15 protein-coding genes are annotated in these 19,560 nt (G+C 63.3%); 12 read left to right on the forward strand and 3 right to left on the reverse strand.

Annotated features, from left to right (window positions below; genetic code table 11):
• Window positions 1-10: 10 nt before the first annotated feature.
• On the reverse strand, window positions 11-1,369 hold the full coding sequence (locus VIZ63_RS22810) for a hypothetical protein (RefSeq protein ID WP_331612121.1): 1,359 nt from the start codon (window positions 1,367-1,369) through the stop codon (window positions 11-13).
• A gap of 113 nt (window positions 1,370-1,482) precedes the next feature.
• Here VIZ63_RS22810 and VIZ63_RS22815 point away from each other — a divergent pair, with 113 nt between their 5' ends.
• From VIZ63_RS22815 to VIZ63_RS22830, 4 genes are read left to right on the forward strand one after another with little or no spacing between them, the layout of a single operon-like run.
• Window positions 1,483-2,292: a hypothetical protein gene (locus VIZ63_RS22815; RefSeq protein ID WP_331612122.1), complete on the forward strand. Its 810-nt coding sequence runs from the start codon at window positions 1,483-1,485 to the stop codon at window positions 2,290-2,292.
• Window positions 2,289-3,284, forward strand: coding sequence for a TRAP transporter substrate-binding protein (locus VIZ63_RS22820; protein ID WP_331612123.1), 996 nt, complete (start codon window positions 2,289-2,291; stop codon window positions 3,282-3,284). Before VIZ63_RS22815 ends, VIZ63_RS22820 begins: the two co-directional genes overlap by 4 nt.
• A gap of 22 nt (window positions 3,285-3,306) precedes the next feature.
• Window positions 3,307-3,807, forward strand: a complete 501-nt coding sequence (locus VIZ63_RS22825) for a TRAP transporter small permease (RefSeq protein WP_331612124.1) — start codon at window positions 3,307-3,309, stop codon at window positions 3,805-3,807.
• 36 nt (window positions 3,808-3,843) lie between these two features.
• A complete protein-coding gene (locus VIZ63_RS22830) occupies window positions 3,844-5,127 on the forward strand; it encodes a TRAP transporter large permease (protein WP_331612125.1) in 1,284 nt (427 codons plus the stop codon).
• Window positions 5,128-5,228: 101 nt separating this feature from the next.
• On the opposite strand, the gene VIZ63_RS22835 is transcribed toward VIZ63_RS22830, so the two are convergent.
• Window positions 5,229-6,725, reverse strand: a complete 1,497-nt coding sequence (locus VIZ63_RS22835) for an altronate dehydratase family protein (RefSeq protein WP_331612126.1) — start codon at window positions 6,723-6,725, stop codon at window positions 5,229-5,231.
• Between the two features lie 63 nt (window positions 6,726-6,788).
• Between VIZ63_RS22835 and VIZ63_RS22840 the strand changes: the two genes are divergently transcribed.
• The 6 genes from VIZ63_RS22840 (at window position 6,789) to VIZ63_RS22865 (ending at window position 15,368) form a co-directional block, all read left to right on the forward strand.
• Entirely contained in the window at window positions 6,789-8,000 is a 1,212-nt protein-coding gene (locus VIZ63_RS22840; RefSeq protein ID WP_331612127.1) for a LacI family DNA-binding transcriptional regulator, read from the forward strand.
• A gap of 204 nt (window positions 8,001-8,204) precedes the next feature.
• Window positions 8,205-9,617 (forward strand): glucuronate isomerase, encoded by a 1,413-nt coding sequence (uxaC, locus tag VIZ63_RS22845; RefSeq protein ID WP_331612128.1) that lies wholly within the window; start codon window positions 8,205-8,207, stop codon window positions 9,615-9,617.
• A 24-nt stretch (window positions 9,618-9,641) separates the two neighbouring features.
• On the forward strand, window positions 9,642-10,496 hold the full coding sequence (gene kduI, locus VIZ63_RS22850; protein ID WP_331612129.1) for a 5-dehydro-4-deoxy-D-glucuronate isomerase: 855 nt from the start codon (window positions 9,642-9,644) through the stop codon (window positions 10,494-10,496).
• A gap of 5 nt (window positions 10,497-10,501) precedes the next feature.
• Complete coding sequence (gene kduD, locus VIZ63_RS22855) at window positions 10,502-11,266, forward strand: 2-dehydro-3-deoxy-D-gluconate 5-dehydrogenase KduD (RefSeq protein ID WP_331612130.1); 765 nt, start codon at window positions 10,502-10,504, stop codon at window positions 11,264-11,266.
• A gap of 204 nt (window positions 11,267-11,470) precedes the next feature.
• Entirely contained in the window at window positions 11,471-14,185 is a 2,715-nt protein-coding gene (locus VIZ63_RS22860) for a hybrid sensor histidine kinase/response regulator (RefSeq protein ID WP_331612131.1), read from the forward strand.
• Window positions 14,172-15,368, forward strand: coding sequence for an EAL domain-containing response regulator (locus VIZ63_RS22865; protein ID WP_331612132.1), 1,197 nt, complete (start codon window positions 14,172-14,174; stop codon window positions 15,366-15,368). The genes VIZ63_RS22860 and VIZ63_RS22865 overlap by 14 nt, the downstream gene beginning before the upstream one ends.
• Window positions 15,369-15,402: 34 nt before the next feature.
• Here VIZ63_RS22865 and VIZ63_RS22870 read toward each other — a convergent pair whose 3' ends face one another.
• Window positions 15,403-16,866 (reverse strand): PAS domain S-box protein, encoded by a 1,464-nt coding sequence (locus tag VIZ63_RS22870; protein WP_331612133.1) that lies wholly within the window; start codon window positions 16,864-16,866, stop codon window positions 15,403-15,405.
• Between the two features lie 207 nt (window positions 16,867-17,073).
• Between VIZ63_RS22870 and VIZ63_RS22875 the strand changes: the two genes are divergently transcribed.
• Both VIZ63_RS22875 and VIZ63_RS22880 read left to right on the forward strand, forming a co-directional pair.
• A complete protein-coding gene (locus tag VIZ63_RS22875) occupies window positions 17,074-17,733 on the forward strand; it encodes a response regulator transcription factor (RefSeq protein ID WP_331612134.1) in 660 nt (219 codons plus the stop codon).
• 295 nt (window positions 17,734-18,028) lie between these two features.
• Complete coding sequence (locus tag VIZ63_RS22880) at window positions 18,029-19,474, forward strand: PAS domain S-box protein (RefSeq protein WP_331612135.1); 1,446 nt, start codon at window positions 18,029-18,031, stop codon at window positions 19,472-19,474.
• Window positions 19,475-19,560 lie beyond the last annotated feature (86 nt).

Below are 19,560 nucleotides of genomic sequence, written 5' to 3' on the forward strand. Positions count from 1 at the left end.
ACCCCGCGCGTCAGCGCGGAATGTTCCCCTTCGCCGGCGCCACCTTCGGCGTCATGGTCGCAAGGTCCCAGTCCTTTTCGTTGAAGGCCTGACGTGTTTCCTGCTGGACCGGATAGCCGCCCACCTGGTCTTCGCTGTCGATGATCTCGCCGCGGCCTTCGATCGTGTCGGCCACGATGCGCGCATCGATTTTGTCGCGGTCCCAGGGACGGGCGCCGGCTTCCTTGATCACGGCATCCTGCACATCCGCGGCAGGTATCGGCTTCACACCGAACGGCAGCGTCGGCTTCGTCATCGGCAGGATCTGCGCTTTCGATGTCGTATAGCGTCCGGTCTTCGGCAGCGGATTGCCGGTCCAGTCGACTGCGATGTTGTCTTCTTCGTAGAGCTCGATATCGCCGGAGCCGCCAAGCATGAACAGCGGCAAACCCGCATGGGTCGACGGTCCGCCGCGCAGGACATTGCCGATGAGCGTGAGGTGACCATTCTGGTACTCGCGGCCGAACCATTCCTCGGGGATCAGGTTGTAGTGAACCGCGCGCTGGCCGGGGTTGTAGATGAGATTGTTGATCACCATGCCGCGCACGCCGCCCTTGAACAGCGGGTTACGCTCGTAGTTGTGCGCATAGAGATTGCCGACGATCAGGATGTTGTTGACGTTGTCGTGAATCAACGAGCCCTTTGAGTGCTCGCCCTTCGAATGCGTCGCGTGCGCGAGTCCCTCGGCGATGAGGTTGTTGCTGTAGGTGATGTCGTGCGACACGGCCTTGCGCCATTCATCCGGTGTGTTGCCAGTGAAGCGCGGACCGGATGCCGACAGATTCTCGTCGATGGCCCAGGTCAGCGAGCAGTGATCGACGATCACGTTGTACGCGTTGATGGTGGAGATCGTGTCCGGTTCCCAACCGCTGCGCTTCTCCGCGCCCGCCGCGCCGGTGCGAATGCGCAGGTGCTGAATGATCACGTCGTGCGTGGCGATGTCGATGCCAGTCTTGATGAGCGTGATGCCGGGAGAGGGCGCGGTCTGCCCGGCGATAGTGAGGAACGGTTCGGTGATCCGCAGCTCACGCTTGCCGAGATCGATCACGCCGCCGACTTCGAACACGATGATGCGAGGGCCTTTCGCATTGAGGGCTGCGACGAATGAACCGGCGCCCTCAGCGGCCAGCGTCGTGACCTTGATGATCTTGCCGCCGCGCCCGCCCTGGGTGTGCGCAGCCCAGCCGACCGCGCCGGGAAAGGCGACTTCGGGCTCCGCCGCGGTAGCGTTGGCGCCGCTGAAAACGGCACCCGCGGCGACAATCACGCAGAGTGCGCGAATCAGCCCGGCAGACGCCGCTCGATGGAAGCGGTGACCATTGATTCTCATGAAGATTCCCCTGCGGAGAGTATTGTTTTGAGGACGCGCGTTCATTGTAAATGACACCGGTTTCCTATATACAGCCCCACAAGATTAAAACTGTGTATTCGGGGGGAGCTGGTTTGAACGACAGCAATGCCGGTATCGCAGGGCATTTCACGAGCGCGCGCTTGCAAGGCGTGTCGATTCCTTCTTATCCGGGCACCGTCCCCGCCGATCTCGCCACCGCCTACCAGGTCCAGCAGCTCGCGATCGAGCGTTGGCCCGATCGCCTCGTCGGCTGGAAGGTGGCGCGCATCGGCCCCCAATCGCAATCGCAGTATCCCGAGCCGCGGCTCATCGGCCCGGTGTTCGCACGCAATGTACATGTCGTTGCACCGGGGCAGGTTGCCGAGTGCCCCGTCATTCCCGGCGGCTTTGCGGCGGTCGAAGCAGAGGTCGGCCTGTACGTTCGTGCGGATGCACCGCCCGGCAAGACGGATTGGACGCCTGCCGAAGCGGCGGAGCTGGTCGCTTCACTGTGCATCGGCGTTGAAGTAGCAAGCAGTCCACTCGCTACGTTGAACGATCACGGGCCCGGCGCAGTGATTTCCGATTTCGGTAACAACTGGGGCGTCGTGATCGGCGCGACTATCACCGACTGGCGCACCCGCACGACGGGGCTCGACGTCGAGACGTTCATCGATGGCAGGTCGGTGGGCAAGGGCACGATCGCGATCCCACAGACGCCGCTCGAAGCCTTCGCCTTCGCGCTCAACAAGGCCGCGCAACTCGGACGCCCCTTGCGCGCAGGCGCCTATCTCTCCACCGGCATGATCACCGGGGTGCATGACATTCGCGTTGGCGAGCACTCGCGTCTGGTATTCGGCGAATACGGTGAAATCCAGTGTCGTGCCGTCGCGGCGCAGCCGTACCTCGGAGCAGCGAAATGATCCGCAGCCCGCTCTCCCGGCGTGACGTCCTGTTCGGTGCCGCCGGCATGGGCCTTACGTTGGCAACCGGTGCTCACGCTGCCACGGACGGGTTTCTCACCGCGGCAGACGTTCATGTGAATGGCTATCCCACCGTGGAGGCCGTGCGCTGGATCGGCAAGCAACTCGAAGAGCGCACCGGTGGACGTCTGCGCATTCGCGTGTACTTCGCGGGGCAGCTGGGTCGTGAAGGCGACACGGTGGATCTGACACGGTTCGGCGCGCTCGACATCACCCGCGTCAACTTCGCCGCGCTGAATAATCCGTTTCCACTGACACAGCTGTTCGCATTGCCGTATGTCTTCGACTCGGTCGACCACATGCGTCGCGTGGTCGATGGCGAAGGCGGCCGACTGGTCCTCGAGGGATTCGAGCAACGCAACCTGATCGGGCTTGCGATCTATGACGCGGGCTCGCGCTCGTTCTACAACGTGCGTCGTGCGATTCACGAACCGCAAGACCTGCAAGGGCTGAAGTTCCGGGTGCCGCCCTCGGACATTTTTCTCGAGATGGCTGCCGCGCTAGGCGCTGAACCGACGCCGCTGCCGTTCGGCGAGGTGTACTCGGCGCTGCAGACCCATCTCATCGATGGCGCCGAGAACAACTGGCGCAGCTTCCAGAGCAGCCGCCATTTCGAAGTCGCACGTTATCTGTCGCGCACCGAGCATTCGTATTCGCCAGAAGCATTGCTGATGTCGCGGCGAACCTTTGATGCACTGTCGAGCGACGATCGCGAGCTGGTGGCGGCAACGGCCCGCGAGTCCGTGCCCTACATGCGCAGCCTGTGGGACCGGATGGAAGAAGAGGCGCGGCAGATCGTGTTGGCGTCGGGCGTGCACTTCAATGAAGTCGATCGCGATGCCTTCCACAAGGCGGCGGCGCCCGTGCTCGAACAGTACGTGGCGAGAACGGATCTGCGACAGATCTACGAACTGGTACGCGCTGCGGCCTGAGTGGTTTTTCGGCGGGGGATTCATGACCGGCAAGAATTCAACCTTGAGCGCGGCACTCGACCCGATCGCGTCGGCCACGATCGCCATTGCTGGCATTTCCATCATCGGCATGGCCATCGTCGAAGGCTGGCAGGTGTTTGCGCGCTACGTGCTGAACTCCGCGCCGAGCTGGACGGAGCCGGTCGCGTTGTTCTTCATGGCGACCACCATGATGTTCGGTGCGGCCGCTGGCGTACGCTCCAGCCGTCATTTCGGCTTCTTCATCCTGATCGAATCCGCCAAGCCGCCGTTGCGGCGCGCGCTGCGGGTCTTCGCGAACCTGATCGCCGCCGGCACCGGACTCATGCTCGCTCTCTGGGGCGGCGAGATGATGATCGATGCCTGGGACTACCGGATGGCCGGCGCGCCGCTACCGCAGGGCTTTTCGTTCATGCCCCTGTGTTTCGGCGGGACGCTGATCACGCTGTTCGCCATTGAACGGATCATCGTGCCGCTGCCCGAACAGCTGCCGCCGCGCGAGTAATCGCGCCTCCAAACAGAAGAGTCGGAACAAGAATCCATGGCCGTCACGATCCTGTTTCTGGTGTTCGCGGTGTTGCTGGTCCTGGGCGTGCCGGTCGGCTTTGCGCTGATCGCATCGTCGCTGGCGACGGTGTTGTACCTGGACCTACCCGCGATCGTCGTCGTGCAGCAGACCGCTGCCGGCGCCGGCACGATCTCGCTGATCGCGATCCCGCTCTTTATTTTTGCCGGCGAACTGATGATGCGCGGCGGGATATCGGAGCGACTCATTTCCTTCGCCAGCTCACTGGTCGGTCACCAGCGCGGCGGTCTCGGGCAGGTGAACGTGCTCGCGTCGCTGTTTTTCGGTGGCGTTTCCGGATCCGCGATTGCCGATGTTTCCGCAATCGGCGGCGCAATGATTCCGCAGATGGTGAAGCGTGGTTTCGATCGCGACTTCGCCGTGAACGTGTCGGTCACTGCAGCGCTCGTGGCCTTGCTCGTACCGCCGTCGCACAACCTGATTCTGTTCTCCGCATCCGCCGGCGGGTCGATCTCGATTGCTGACCTGTTTGCTGCCGGCGTGATTCCTGCGCTTCTGATGACGGCGGTGCTGATGTTCACCGGCTGGGCGATTGCGCGGCGCCGAGGGTATGCGACCGAAGCGTTTCCAGGATTTCGCGAAGTGCTGCTGCGGTTCATCTCGGCACTGCCGGGATTGCTGCTGGTCGCGATGATTTTCTTCGGTATCCGCGCCGGCATCTTCACCGCGGTCGAGAGCGCGTCCATCGCGGTGGCGTACGCGTTGCTCGTGACCGGTCTGCTCTATCGTCGACTGACGTGGCGACATTTCGTCGAGACCTGCACGGGCGCCGTGCGCACGACGGGATTGATCCTGTTCGTCATCGGGGCGGCCGCATCCTTCGGCTGGCTACTCGCGTACCTGCAGGTGCCGACGGCCGCTGTTGAGGCGCTGACTGCGATCTCGGACAACAAGTACGTGATCCTGTTTCTGATCATGATCACGCTGCTGATCCTGGGCACGTTCATGGATCTGGCGCCGCTGATCATCATCTGCACGCCGATCTTCCTGCCGGTGGCCAAAGCGTTCGGTGTCGACCCCGTGCACTTCGGCGTGATCCTGATTCTCAACGCCGGCATCGGCCTCATCACACCACCCGTCGGCTCGGTGTTGTTCGTCGGCACGGCGATCGGCGGAATCAGCGTGACCCAGGCCCTGCGATCCATCTGGCCGTTCTATCTCGCGTCCTTCGTCGTGCTGGTGCTGGTGATCTACATTCCGTCGCTGTCGCTGTGGCTGCCGTCGGTTCTGAAGCACTGAACGAGACAATAGAGCCGCAAAAGACCGCAAAAAAGAAGAAAACTCCTGGATCGATTAGAAAATGTCCGTTCTTTTATGCGGTCTTTTGCGGCTTCCCGGTTCTATAGCGTCACGCCATCTTTCCAGATGGCGATCTCACGTTCTTCGTTGAGTTCGTTCTTCGCTGGTTGACCCGAAGCGGTGGCGAGGATGAGTTGCAGGAACTCATTAGTCACGTGTTCGACGTCCTCGCCCGTGAGCACGCGGCCTGCATCGAAGTCGATCCAGTGTGGTTTGTTCTGTGCGAGAGCGGAGTTGGAGCTGATCTTGAGCGTCGGCGCCGGAAACCCCAGCGGTGTGCCACGACCTGTGGTGAACAGCACGATCGTCGCGCCTGCCGCGACCAGCGCCGTCGATGAAATACCGTCGTTGCCAGGCGCTTCGAGCAGCGTGAGGCCAGGCTGATTCGTGCGTTCGGCATAACGGATCACCTGGGTCACGGTCGCATGACCGCCCTTCTGCACGGCGCCGAGTGATTTTTCTTCCAGCGTCGTGATGCCGCCGGCGATATTGCCGGGCGATGGATTCTCGTGGACCGCTTGGTTGTTGCGCAGGAAGTAGTCCTTGAAGTCGTTGACGACGCTGACGATGCCGTCGAACACCTCGCGGCTGGCCGCCCGTTCCATGAGCAACTGCTCGGCGCCGAATACTTCGGGAATTTCCGTGAGAATGGCGGCGCCGCCGGCCGCCGTGACGCGATCGGCGATGCGGCCGACCAGCGGATTTGCCGTGATGCCGCTGAAGCCGTCGGAGCCGCCGCACTTCAGGCCGATCGACAGATCGCTCATCGGGCACGCCTCGCGCTGCGCGCGTTCGGCAATCGCGACCAGTTCTTCGAGGGCGCGCAGGCCGGCTTCGGTCTCATCGCCGCTGGCCTGGGCGGCAAAGGAGCGGATGTGCTCGCGTTCCTGCGGCGGAATGCCTGCGAGCAACTTGTCGAGCTGATTCGATTCGCAGCCGAGTCCGACGATCAGCACGCCGCCGGCGTTGGGGTGGCAGGCCAGCGCCGCGATCAACCTGCGGGTGCGATCGAGGTCGCCGCCGAGCTGCGAGCAGCCGAACTGATGCGCAAACGCATGAATGCCGTCGACGCGGCCGGCGAACCGTTGCGCGCCGAGACGCGCGATGCGCTCTGCCGTTCGGCCGACGCAGCCGACGGTGCAGAGAATCCAGACTTCATTGCGCGTGCCGACCCGGCCGTTGCTGCGCCGATAACCCATGAACGACGCAGCGGATCGCGGCGGCGACTGCGGGGGTGTCGCCGGTTCGTAGCGATACTCGTCCAGGCCGGAGAGTCCGGTCGAGACGTTGTGGGTGTGTACGTGGGCGCCGATGGCGATGTCATGGCGCGCGCGTCCGATCGGCCATCCGTATTTACGGACTGGCTGCGATGCGCCGATGGCCCGAACGGCAAACTTGTGTCCGCGTGCGATCGGCTCCAGCAGGGTAATCCCGGCGCCTGCCACGGACACGTGCTCGCCTGCGGCGAGATCGCGCAGGGCGATGGCGACATCGTCGCGGAAGGTGATGCGCAAGGCGCTGGGGGGAGTGCTGTTCATGCGGCAGACGACTGGAAGTCCGCGGATCGATAGGGCATCTTAGCTCCGGGGGAAACCGGTGTCATGATGTCGCCCCGTCGCGCTGCGATTCGCGCGCGCCTGTTAGGCTTTCATGTGCGGCATTTTCCTGCCGAGCGCTCCATCATCGACAAGGTAGACATGGTCAAGAAGACCGCCAGAAAGACCGCCAGAAAGGCCGCCCGCAAAGCCGCGCCGACGATCGCAACGCCGCCACCGCCGCGTATCGAAGACCCGACGCGCAAGCACACGATCAACGACATCGCGCGGCTGGCCAACGTTTCCAAGAAGACCGTATCGCGCGTCATCAATGAATCGCCGTTCGTGCGCGAGGACACGCGTACCCGCATCGCAGAGATCATGGAACGTGTTGGCTACACGCCCGATCCGCAGGCGCGCGGCCTGGCGTTCCGTCGCTCATTCCTGATCGGCCTCGTGTATGACAATCCCAATGCGCCCTATGTGATCAACATCCAGGAAGGTGCACTCGGTGCGCTGCGCAAGCAGGGCTATGAACTCGTGGTGCATCCCTGCGATCGCACCAGCGACAAGTTCCTTCCCGAGATCCGCGAACTCATCAGCCGGCAGAAGCTGGATGGCGTCATCATGTTGCCGCCCGTCTCTGAGAACGCCGCGCTCGCCGAGATGCTGCAAAAGCTCGGATGTCCGTACGTGCGGGTCCTGTCCGCGCCGCTGGACGAGCCGCAGAACCTGGTGTTGTCGATGGACCGGCAGTCAGCGGCGGAAGTGGCAGAGCATCTGTGGAAGCTGGGTCACAAACGCATTTCGATGATCATCGGCCCGCAGACCTATCGGTCGGCGATCGAACGTCTCGCGGGATTTTCGGATGCACTCGCAGAACGCGGCCTGACGATGCCGCCGGAATTCGTCGTCGAGGGCCTGTACACCTTCGAGTCTGGCGCGGCTTGCGCCGAATTGTTGCTGTCGCGATCGCCACGTCCCACCGCGATCTTTGCCGGCAACGATGAAACCGCCGCAGGCGTCTATCGCACCGCGTATCTGCGCGGCCTCAAGATCCCCGATGACCTGACCGTGATTGGTTTCGACGACAGTCCGCTGGCATCGCGCCTGTGTCCTTCGCTGACAACGATGCGCCAGCCCATTCGCGACATGGGCAAATTGGCGGCCGAACGGGTGATGGCGAAGATCGCCGGCACTCAGGGCCCGCCGCCCACGTCCAGCACGTTCTTTCCGCACCTCATCGTGCGCGAGTCCTCGGGAAGGCCGAGGGATTGAGGCGGAGGCTCTAGGCTCTAGGCTCTAGGCTCTAGGCTCTAGAAGGAGAGGCTCGCCTGACTGCATCATCGGTTGTACCTGGCGCCTAGGACCTGGCGCCTAGGGCCTTAGGGTTCCATCCTCTTTCCTCACTCTATGACACCGGTTACCATGACTCCCTAACGATGGGGGACAGGCGGGTTTTCGACCCGCAATGCAACATTGATGGCCCGACCACTCCAGCTCCACGAGGACCGGTTATTCCCGGCGGATGCCGCGACTCGCGCCATCGCCCGGCGCTTGTACGCTCTGGTGCAGGACCTGCCGATTCTCAGTCCCCACGGCCACACCGATCCGCAATGGTTTTCCCGCAATGAGGCGTTTTCCAACGCGACCGAGTTGCTGCTGGCCCCCGACCATTACCTGTACCGGATGCTCTACAGCCAGGGGATCTCACTGGCTGATCTTGGCGTGCCGAGCCGCGAGGGCCCGTCGACGGCCGATCCGCGCGAGGCATGGCGATTGTTCGCGAACAACCAGCATCTGTTCCGCGGGACGCCGTCGGCGCTGTGGCTCGACTATGTGTTCGCCAAGGTGTTCGGCTTCGAAGAGCGGCTCGACGCATCGACGGCCGACCGCTATTTCGACGTCATCGGCGAGCAGCTCGCGACGCCGCCGTTCCGGCCGCGTGCGTTGTTCGAGCGCTTCAACATCGAAGTCATCGCGACGACCGAGTCGCCTGTCGACACACTGGATCATCATCACGACATTGCGCGCAGCGGCTGGCGCGGACGGGTGATCACTGCGTATCGGCCGGATGCAGTGATCGATCCGGAACACGAAGCGTTTGGCGGCGCGCTCGATCGCTTCAGTGAAATCACGGGCGAAGACACCTATTCGTGGCGCGGCTACCTCCAGGCGCATCGCAAACGGCGTGCGGATTTCGCGGCCGCCGGCGCGACATCGACGGACCACGGGCATATCAGTGCGGCGACTGCCGACCTGTCGTCGTTCGAGGCTGAGCGGCTCTTCGCCCGAGTGACGACCGGGAATTTCAGCGCCGCGGATGCCGAACTCTTCCGTGCCGCCATGCTCGTCGAAATGGCGCGCATCAGTCTCGACGACGGGCTGGTCATGCAGATTCATCCAGGCGCGTTCCGCAATCACAATCGCTGGGTGTTCGATCACTACGGTCGTGACAAGGGTGCGGACGTGCCGCATCCCACGGAGTACGTGCGCGCACTGAAGCCGCTGCTCGATCGCTATGGCAACGAGCCGAAGCTCACGGTGATCCTGTTCACGCTCGATGAAACCGCTTACAGCCGCGAACTGGCGCCGCTGGCCGGGCATTACCCGGTGCTGAAACTCGGCCCGGCCTGGTGGTTCCACGACAGTCCCGAAGGCATGTTGCGCTTTCGCGAGTACACCACCGAAACCGCGGGCTTCTACAACACCGTCGGGTTCAACGACGACACGCGTGCCTTCCTGTCCATTCCCGCGCGCCACGATCTCGCGCGGCGCATGGACTGCGTCTGGCTCTCGCGTCTCGTCGCGGAGCATCGCATCGATGAAGACGACGCGGCACAGGTCGTCGTCGATCTCGCTTACCGCCTGCCGAAGCGGGCCTATCGGCTCTGAATTCACCCCGCGAGGGATTCACCAGTGTTCAAGAAGACCTATCACGCGACGCATCCCGACATGATGGCGGGCGCCAGCAACCAGCAACTGCGCGACCGTTATCTCGTCGACGGTCTGTTCGGCACCGATGCCGTCACGCTCAACTACACGCACTACGAGCGTTTCGTCATCGGCGGCGCGTCGGCGTCGACCAGGGCGGTCCGCCTGCCCGATCAGACCGAGCCGGCCTCGGCCGCGGGCAAACCGTTTCTCGAGCGCCGCGAACTCGGCGTGATCAATATCGGCAAGGCGCCGGGCAGGGTCACCGTCGACGGCACGGCGTACGCGCTCGGACCCAAGGACGGCCTGTATATCCCGATGGGTACGAAGGACGTCGTGTTCGAATCCGGCGCGTCCGGACAGACCGCGAAGTTCTACCTCGTTTCCACCCCCGCGCATGCGCGCTTCGAAACGCAGCAGATCTCGATCGACAAGGCGGTGCCGCTCGAGCGCGGCAGCCTCGAAACGTCCAACGAACGCACGATCTACCAGTACATCGTCCCCGCGACGTGCAAGTCGTCGCAGCTGCTGCTGGGACTGACCGTCCTGAAGTCGGGCAGCGTGTGGAACACCATGCCGCCGCACCTGCACGACCGTCGCTCCGAGGTCTATTTCTACTTCGATCTGGAAGGGCAGGGCGACCAGTGCGTCATGCACTTCATGGGACAGCCGGAGGACACGCGCAGCATCGTCATCCGCAATGAAGAAGCCGTGATGTCGCCGCCGTGGTCGATTCACATGGGCGCCGGCACCAAGAACTACGCGTTCATCTGGGCGATGGGTGGCGAGAACCTCGACTACACGGACATGAACGTCCTCGACATCTGTCAGCTCAAGTGATGCCAATGACCCAATCCAATCCATTTTCGCTGGCGGGCAAGGTCGCACTGGTCACCGGTGCGAACACAGGGCTCGGCCAGGGTATCGCCATTGCAATGGCGCAGGCCGGCGCCGACATCGTCGCCGTCGGCCGGTCGAGTGCGAACGACACGGAGCGCGAAGTCGCGGCGCTGGGACGCAAGCTGCACTCCGTCTACGCCGACCTGGAGCGCAGTCACGAAGCGGAGCGCATCGTGGCCCAGGCCATCGACGCGGCGGGTCGCGTCGACATTCTGGTGAACAACGCCGGTCTGATCCGGCGGGCCGATGCGCTGGTGTTCACGGAGTCGGATTGGGACGCCGCCCTCGATGTGAATCTCAAAACGCCGTTCTTTCTCGCGCAGGCGGTTGCCCAGCAGCTGGTGAAGGTCGGGCGTCCCGGCAAGGTCATCAACATCGCCTCGATGCTGTCGTTCCAGGGCGGCATCCGCACTGCGTCGTACACTGCCAGCAAGAGCGGACTGGCGGGCATCACCAAGTTGCTGGCGAATGAGTGGGCGTCGAAGGGCATCAATGTGAACGCCATCGCGCCCGGCTACTTTGAAACCAACAACACCAGCGCCCTGCGCTCGGATGAGCAGCGGAGCAAGGACATCCTGGCCCGCATTCCGGCGGCGCGCTGGGGCAGCCCGGCCGATCTGGGCGGCGCCGCCGTGTTTCTGGCCTCGGCGGCGTCCGATTACATCCACGGCACGATCCTGCCGGTCGACGGCGGCTGGCTCGCACGATAGGAACCCGCAGACCGACCGTGAGGACGGTCTCCTTTTCACGCAGCGGATGGCAGCTGTTCGCGTTCCGCCAATCCCGCAATTCGCTGCCTACCGGGGCCAGTCCACAGTTTTTTTCGTGGATTCCGGCCATGCTCGGCCCCTTATGTGGCCCCAGCAGAATATGTCATTCATCCAGTCTCGCAATGCCGCGGGTGAGGTCAGCGCGTGACTGTGGCCGCCGCGCTGTGGGGCTACACGGCCCTGCTCGATGCCTTGCCGCACCCCGCTCTGCTGGTGGGCGAGGCAGGCGGCCAACGACAGATATTCCGCGCGAATCCCGCGTTCGTCACGCTGACCGGTCACGACGAGGCGACTTGCCGCGGACTCAGTCCCCTGTTCGTGATCGACGCGACCAGCGATGCACTCGTCGTTCAGGGATTGCGTGAAGCCATCGCCGGTGCAAAAGCACATGCCTGCGAACTGGCTATCAACGTGCGCGACGGCCAGTCGCTGCCCGCACGCGTGATGGTGCAACCCTTCAGTGCCGACGGCACGACGACCCACCTGTTGGTCGGCATCGAAGATCTTTCGCTGTACATTCGCCTGCGCGAGTCGCTGCGCACGAGCGAATCGCGCCTTCAGGTGGCGATGGAGGGCAGTGCGCTGGCAATGTGGGAATGGAACGTCGAGCGCGACGAGGTCTATTACAACGATCAGTGGCGCCAGGCGCTGGACATCGATCCGGCGGATCTGCTGAACCGCAAGGAACTGCCTGAGCGGCTGATGTTGCCAGCCGATCGGCCCGACGTGCTGGAGCGTTTCGAGCAGCATTTCCGGGGTGTCACCGCAAGCTTCCAGAGCGAATACGCACTGATGCTACCCTCGGGCAAGAGCAAGTGGTTCGCCGCGCGTGCCGACGTCGTGCGGCGTGACGCCAGGGGCGGAGCGTTGCGCATGATCGGCGTCCTCCAGGACATTTCGCATCGGCGTCTCGAGGCCGATCGATCGGTGGAGGTTCACGAGCGCTGGGAGCGCGCCGTGCGCGGCACGTCCGATGGTCTCTACGACTGGAACCTGCTCACCGGTCACGTCTGGTACGCCGAGCGCTTCCGCGAAATCGTGGGCTACTCAGAGAGTGATTTTCCAGACACGTTCAATGCATTCCAGCACGTCCTGCATCCTGACGACCGCGTTCTGGTGCTGCACAAGATCCGCCGGCATCTCGAAAACCAGGTGCCGCTGGATCTGCGCTGCCGTGTCATTACGCACGGTGGCGCGCTGATCTGGTGCCGCCTGCGCGGCCAGGCGGTACGCGATGCCGCCAATCGGCCGCTGCGCCTGTCCGGATCCATCAGTGATGTCAGTCCGCAGGTCGAGGCCGAGACGGCGCTCGGCCGGAGTCAGAATTTCTACGGCACGGTGCTCGATTCGTTGCCGCTGTACGTGGCTTACCTCGATCGCAACGAGCAGGTCATGTATGCGAACCGCCCGTTCCAGCAATTCTTCAACAAGGGACTGGCACCGACAAGCGGCCAACCTGTGCGTGAGGTGATCGGCGAGCGGCGCTACGCAGCCGTCGGCGCCCAGTTTCGCGCGGCGCTGCAGGGACAGACGGTCGAGTCGCACGGTCAATTGCGCGGGCCGACCGGGCAGTTCGTCGACATGGAGAGCGTCTTTCTGCCGCATGTCGACGAAGGCGGCGAGATCCTCGGCTGCTTCGTCGCGGCGCGCGACGTCACGGAGCGCAAGCAGCTCGAGGCGGAGTTGCGTCAGAGCCAGAAGATGGAGGTCGTCGGCCGGCTCACGGGCGGCATCGCGCACGACTTCAACAATCTGCTTGCCGTCATCATCGGCAACATGCAGTTGCTGACGCGCGGTCTGCACGATCAGCCGCGCCTGCAGCGCCAGGCCGAGACATCCATGAAGGCCGCGATGCGCGGGGCAGATCTGACGCGTCGACTGCTTGCATTCGCCCGTCAGCAGGTGCTGGAGCCGCGCGTCGTCGAGCTCCGATCGCTGATTGGCGGCATGTATGAGTTGCTGCGTCGTTCCATGACGGGCGATATCGACGTGCGCCTGGTGTCGGCCTCCGACGTGTGGCCGGTGAAAATCGACCCGGGTCAGCTCGAAAATGCCGTGCTGAACCTCGCCATCAATGCGCGCGACGCCATGCCCGGCGGTGGCGCCATCATCATCCGCACGCGCAACGAATCCGTCGCGGCCGCGGTGGCGGAATCTGCCGGCACACAGAGCATGCCGCCGGGTGACTATGCCGTTCTGGAAGTGATCGATACGGGCCAGGGCATGTCGCAGGAGACTCTCAAACGCGCGTTCGAACCGTTCTTCACGACCAAGGATATCGGCAAGGGCAGTGGCCTGGGGCTGCCGATGGTCTACGGGTTCGTGCGGCAATCGGGCGGCCATGTTCACATCGACAGCGCGGAGGGCAAGGGCACCAAGGTGCAACTGTTCCTGCCGCGTGCGCTCGATCAGACGATCGACGCGGCGCCCCGCGATGGTGGATCGTCCGCAGAAGTGCCGTCCGGGTGGGAGACAATCCTGGTTGTCGAAGACAACCCTGAAGTCCGGGCGACGGCGGTCGATATCCTTAGTAGCCTCGGGTACCGTGTCCTGGAAGCCGCCAACGGCTATCAGGCGCTGGACAAGTTCATGCAACACACCGACATCGCACTGGTATTTTCCGATGTCATGCTGCCCGGTGGGCTGACAGGGGCGCAGCTGGTGGAGAAATTGCGTGCACGACGCCCCGGTTTGAAGGTCCTCATGACGTCGGCCTTCAGTGAGAGTTCGATTCTGAGTCGGCAGATGCTGGATGGAACCCTGCAGTTGCTGACCAAGCCGTATCGCGTCGAGGACCTCGCGCGTCACGTGCGCGCAATACTCGATGAAGCACAGGAGATAGATAGTGTCCCGGCATGAGTGCAATCTGTTGCTGGCAGTCGATGACGAGGTGGATTTTCTCGACCTGATCGTGCAGGTCGGCGCCGGTGTCGGTTGCGATGTGATCACGGCGAGCAGCGAAGCCGCCTTTCGTGAACAGCTGAGTACCCGTCAACCCGCGCTGATCCTGCTCGACCTGCAGATGCCCGGCATGGATGGCGTGGAGGCCCTGCGCTACCTCGGTCGGGTTGGCACCACTGCCGGCATCCTGCTCGCGAGCGGCATGGACCAGCGTGTGCTGATGAGTGCGCGTCAGCTCGGTGATCAGCTCGGCCTGAAAATGCTCGGCACGTTGCAGAAGCCGGCCATGCTCGAGGAGATCGAGTCGCTGCTGGTGCGTCATCTCGAGCCCGCTCAGCGCCTGACGGTGGAAGACCTGCAGCGGGCGATCGAAGAACACGAACTCGTCGTGCACTACCAGCCCAAGGTCGTGCGCAGCAACAACGACTGGCAGGTCCGCAGTGCTGAAGCGCTGGTGCGCTGGCGTCATCCGACGCTGGGACTGTTGCCGCCCGGCGAGTTTCTGCCGCTGGCAGAGCGATCGGGACTGATCGTTGGTGTAACCGATTTCGTGCTCACCGATGCGATTCGTCAGATTGGCCATTGGCGGACCCGCGGCCTGGAACTTGGCGCCGCCGTGAATCTGTCGCCACGCCTCGTGCAGGATCTCGAATTCCCCGATCGCCTCGGCGTGCTGTTGCGCGAGTTCGATGCGACGGCCGAGCAGCTCACGCTCGAAGTCACGGAAGCAGCATCGCTGGACGATCCGGACCTGGTGATGGACATCTTCACGCGCCTGCGCGTGCGCGGTGTCGGCCTGTCGCTCGACGACTTCGGCATCGGCACGTCGTCCCTGACGCAGCTCTACAAGATGCCATTCAGCGAAGTGAAGATCGATCGCCTGCTCATCTCGGAAATCCCCACGGGTCGTGCGGCAGCAACGGTCGTGCGCGCGATCATCGATCTCGCCCACAACCTGTCGCTGAGCGTCTGCGCCGAAGGCGTCGAAACCTCACCCGTGTTCGAAATGCTCGATCAGGCCGGCTGCGACGCGTTGCAGGGCGACTTCATTGCGCCCCCCATGCCGGCGAGCGAGATGGAATCGTTCGTCAATGTGTGGAATGGAGCGGATCACACGCTGGTGCCGGTCGTAAGGAAGTGAAACGGCGGCGGACGAAGGCCGCCCTCATTTCATCTCAGATCGCCCTTCGCAGCTTGTCCTTCGCCGGCCGCAACAAGTGCAGCGGCGCCGACAACACGACCCTGGTTCCCTGTCCCGGTTCTTCGAAACTCACCGTGCCGCCCAGCATGCGTGCGCGGTATTCCATGATCTTGAGGCCCATGCCCGGGCGGCCATGCGCGAGACCGGCGGTCAGACCGATGCCGTTGTCGGTGATGGAGAGCTGCAATTTGCGGCCGGTGCTGCGCAGATCGATTGCGATCGTGGTGGCACGCGCATAACGCGCCGCATTCGTGGTGGCTTCCTGGGCGATGCGATACAGATGCGTCGCGGCGCCTTCTTCCAGGTCGGGCAGTTTCACGGCGCTGTTGGTGAAGGTGCACTCGAGGCTGTACATGTCGGTGCAGCGTGCAGTGAGATGTTTCAACGCCTCGGGCAGGCCGCCGCGCTCGAGATTCACCGGTGCCAGTCCGCGTGCCAGCGAGCGTGTGCTCTGGATCGCCTGAGCCAGCAGGTTGCTGATCTTCACGATCTGCGAGGAATATTGCTGGGCTTCGCGGGCCAGCTGCATTTCCAGCCCCTTCAGCAACAGCGACAGTCCCGTGAGTTCCTGGCCCAGGCCGTCGTGCAGGTCGCTGCCGAGGCGGCGCTGCTCGCGATTGGAGATTTCCAGGATCTCCTGTTCCAGGGCTTTCTGATTGGTGATCTCGCGCACCGTGCATACCAGGCCGACGACGCTGCTGTGATCGCGCAGCGGCACGTGCGTGAACGTAAACCAGCGCACGGAGCCGTCGGGCGTGATCCACGCGCGCTCCTGGTCGGTCATCGCGCGCCCCGTGCGAAAAATGGTTTCCGCCTGGGTCTCCATTTCGACGATGGTTTCTTCCGGCCAGACCTCTGACAGCCGGTGGCCGATGACCGCTTCGCGCTTCTTGCGCAAGGTATCGAGCAGCGCGCGGTTCACGACAGTGAGGCGGCTTTGCGTATCCACCGCGTAGACGATTTCCGGCAGACTGTCGATCAATGTGCCGAGCAGCAGTCGCTGATCTTCGAGGGCCGCTTCGGCCTGGCGCCTTTCGCGACGTTCGCGTGCTTCAGTGAGCGCGCGCGTCACAACCGCAGGCAGTCGCTGCAGGCGATCCTTCAGCACGTAATCGGTGGCGCCGCTTTTCAGGGCCTCGATGGCGCGTTCTTCACCGAGCGATCCCGAGACGAAGATGAACGGCACATCGGGCCGCCACTCCAGCACCAGCTTGAGCGCGGCGAGGCCGTCGAAACCGGGTAGCGTGTAGTCCGCCAGCACCAGGTCAGGCGTTTTCGTGTCGTCGCGCAGCGCATCGAGGAACGATTGCCGCGAGGCGACATGGGTCCATTCGACGTGCACGCCATTGCGTTCGAGTTCGAGCTGAATCAGTTCAGCATCGTTTACGTTGTCTTCGAGCAGAACGAAGCGCAGTACGGCTGGGGGTTCCTTTTTCATGCGCTGCGCTGTGTTCCTCAAATCTGCACGGGTCGCATACCCGCTGATCGGTAAAGCTAGCACTCCCGGTACGTTGTGGAAAATGGGGATTGCTACCGGCTGGCGCTGCACCTATGCGAGAGCGTACAAAATAGGGTTGGAGACGCGCGCCCGGTGCAGGGTTGCGGGTTGCACACCAGGCAACTCAGACAGACAAGGCAGGACCAGATGACGGATCAGACACGTATAGCCATCGTCGATGACCATCCCTTCGTGCGCGAGGGATTGAAGCAATTGCTGGCCGGCCAGCCGGAATTCGAGCTGATTTCCGAGGCGTCTTCCGCCAGCGAAGCGCGCAGCTGCATCGCTGGACGAACACCGGATGTGGCCGTGGTCGACCTCGCATTGGGTGCGGACGATGGTGTCGAGCTGGTCAAGTGGATCCGCGAGAATCATCCCGACGTGCGCGTGCTGGTGCTGTCCATGCAGGAGGAAGCGCTCTATGCCGAGCGGTTGCTGCGCCTCGGCGTCAGTGGTTATGTGATGAAGAATGTCGCCGGCACCGATTTTCTGGGGGCGTTGCGCAAGGTGGCTCGCGGCCAGCGACACCTGAGCGCCTCGATGGGCGAGCGCCTGCTGAGCCAAGTGGCACGCGGTCGCATGCCTGGCGCAGAGGAGGATCCGGTATCGGCTCTCACCGAGCGCGAGCTGGAGGTGTTCAAGCTGATCGGCGCTGGCATCAGCACGCGCGAGATCTCCCAGCAGCTCACCCTCTCCATGAAAACGGTCGACGCCCATCGCCGCCACATGCGGGAGAAGCTCAATCTGCGCTCCACCAGCGAGCTGATCCGCTACGCCACGCAGTGGGTATCCAATCACAACCAATAATTAACGCTGAAGTGGCGAAACGCCAGGAAAGGCATCCTCGCTGATATTGGGAATCGTTAGCTTTCTTAATCGACGAGAAACGATGGGACTGGCCTCGTTTCGCTCCAAAAGCGCTCGCGCCGCCCCAGACATTAGGGGATTGGCTGATGGCCCCTAGTGCCCGGCTACAACACCATCTCACCCCTTGAAATGCGGTCCGCGTAACCCCTAAGGGTCGCGAGGGGCGTCGGTTGATTGTCGGGAGCTGCGCGTTGCAGCAAGGCTCGCCAGGTTGTTGCATGGCAGACGAGACAAAGTGACCCCGAGCCCCCAAGCGCTGACGGCTGAAGATTCCGCCGAGGCCGTGCGCCAATTTCGAGATGCCGCCCAGACCTTGCGGCAGGTACTCAATCCACTCTCGGCGCTGGTCGTCGTGCTGGACCGCGAGCTGCGAACTCATTTCGCGAGCCGCGGCGCTGACGGTCGCACGGCGCTGCAACTGGAAGGGCTGCACGTCTCGGAGTACCTGCGACCGCACATTCGGGACAAGACGTTGAGCGTCATGCATCAGTGTCTCGCGACCGGCCAGGACGATGCGTTCTGCGGGGAGGTCGTGATCGATGACGAGCTGCGCTATTACGACGTGCGCATCAGCGCCCTGCGCAATGGGCAGGCCATCGTCGGACTGACGCTGAACGCGACTGAGCGAACCGCGCAGGTCATGGCGGAGCGGGCCGTTGCCACGCAGGCGCGGATGATCGAGTCGATGCTGGAAGGTGTCGCCGTGCTCGACGACAAGGGTGTCGTGGGTCTGACCAATCCGGCGTTCGACGCCATGTTCGGCTACGGTCGCGGCGAGTTGCTCGGTCGCGAAATGAATGCGCTTGCCGGCTGGCCGGTGGGCCAGCGTGAACGCTGGCAGATGCTGTCGCTGGCAGGCACGGGCTCCATGGCGGTGGAATTCGATGCCCGTCGCCGCGATGGCCGGCATTTTTCAGCGGCCGGTGTGCTGTCGGGTTTCGAGATTGCCGGTCGCAATCACAGCCTGCTGGTCGTGCAGGACGTGAGCGAGCGCAAGTTGCTGGAGCGCGCCATGCTGGAGGCGGTGAATCGGGAGCAGTACCGCATCGGCAACGATCTGCACGATGGTCTGGGTCAGGAATTGACGGGTATCGCGCTGATGTTGCGCGGCCTCGCGGGCCGGCTGGCGACGGAGTACCGGCCGTTGCACCCGGAGATCGAAGGCATCACGCGCCTGGTGAACAACGCCATCGAGAGCACGCGGGCGCTGGCCCGAGGCCTCTCACCGGTCAACCTGGAGCGTGGCGGCTTGCAGGACGCGCTGGAGGGACTCGCGATGCATGCGAGCGAACTTTATGGCGTGCCTGTCGTCTTTACTCAGCGTCTGGGCGGTAACAGGACGCTGAATGTGGAGCTCGCCAATCACCTGTACCGCATCGCCCAGGAAGCGGTGCGCAATGCGGTGCGCCATGGGCAGGCGCGGTCAATACGACTGCATCTGGCATTGGCGCGCGCTAAGGTAAAACTGTCGATTACCGACGACGGGATCGGCATGCCGGCGGACGCGATGGATGCCTCGGGAATGGGGCTGAAGATCATGTGCTATCGCGCGCGCATTCTCGGCGGCGATGTGAGCTTCGAGGCATCGGAGCCGAGCGGCACGCGGGTCGTATGCGAATGCCCGGTCGAAGTCGCCAGTGTCCGCGTCCGTAAAATTCACGGTGCGCGTGTGCGGGACTGAACGATCAGAACTTCGTTAGATTTTGAGTCATCGGATTGTCGTGGTCGCGAAGCAGCTTGCCTGCCGCGCCTTTTGAAGGAGTGATT

This window comes from Povalibacter sp., assembly GCF_036520495.1.
Classification (GTDB): Bacteria; Pseudomonadota; Gammaproteobacteria; order Steroidobacterales; family Steroidobacteraceae; genus Steroidobacter.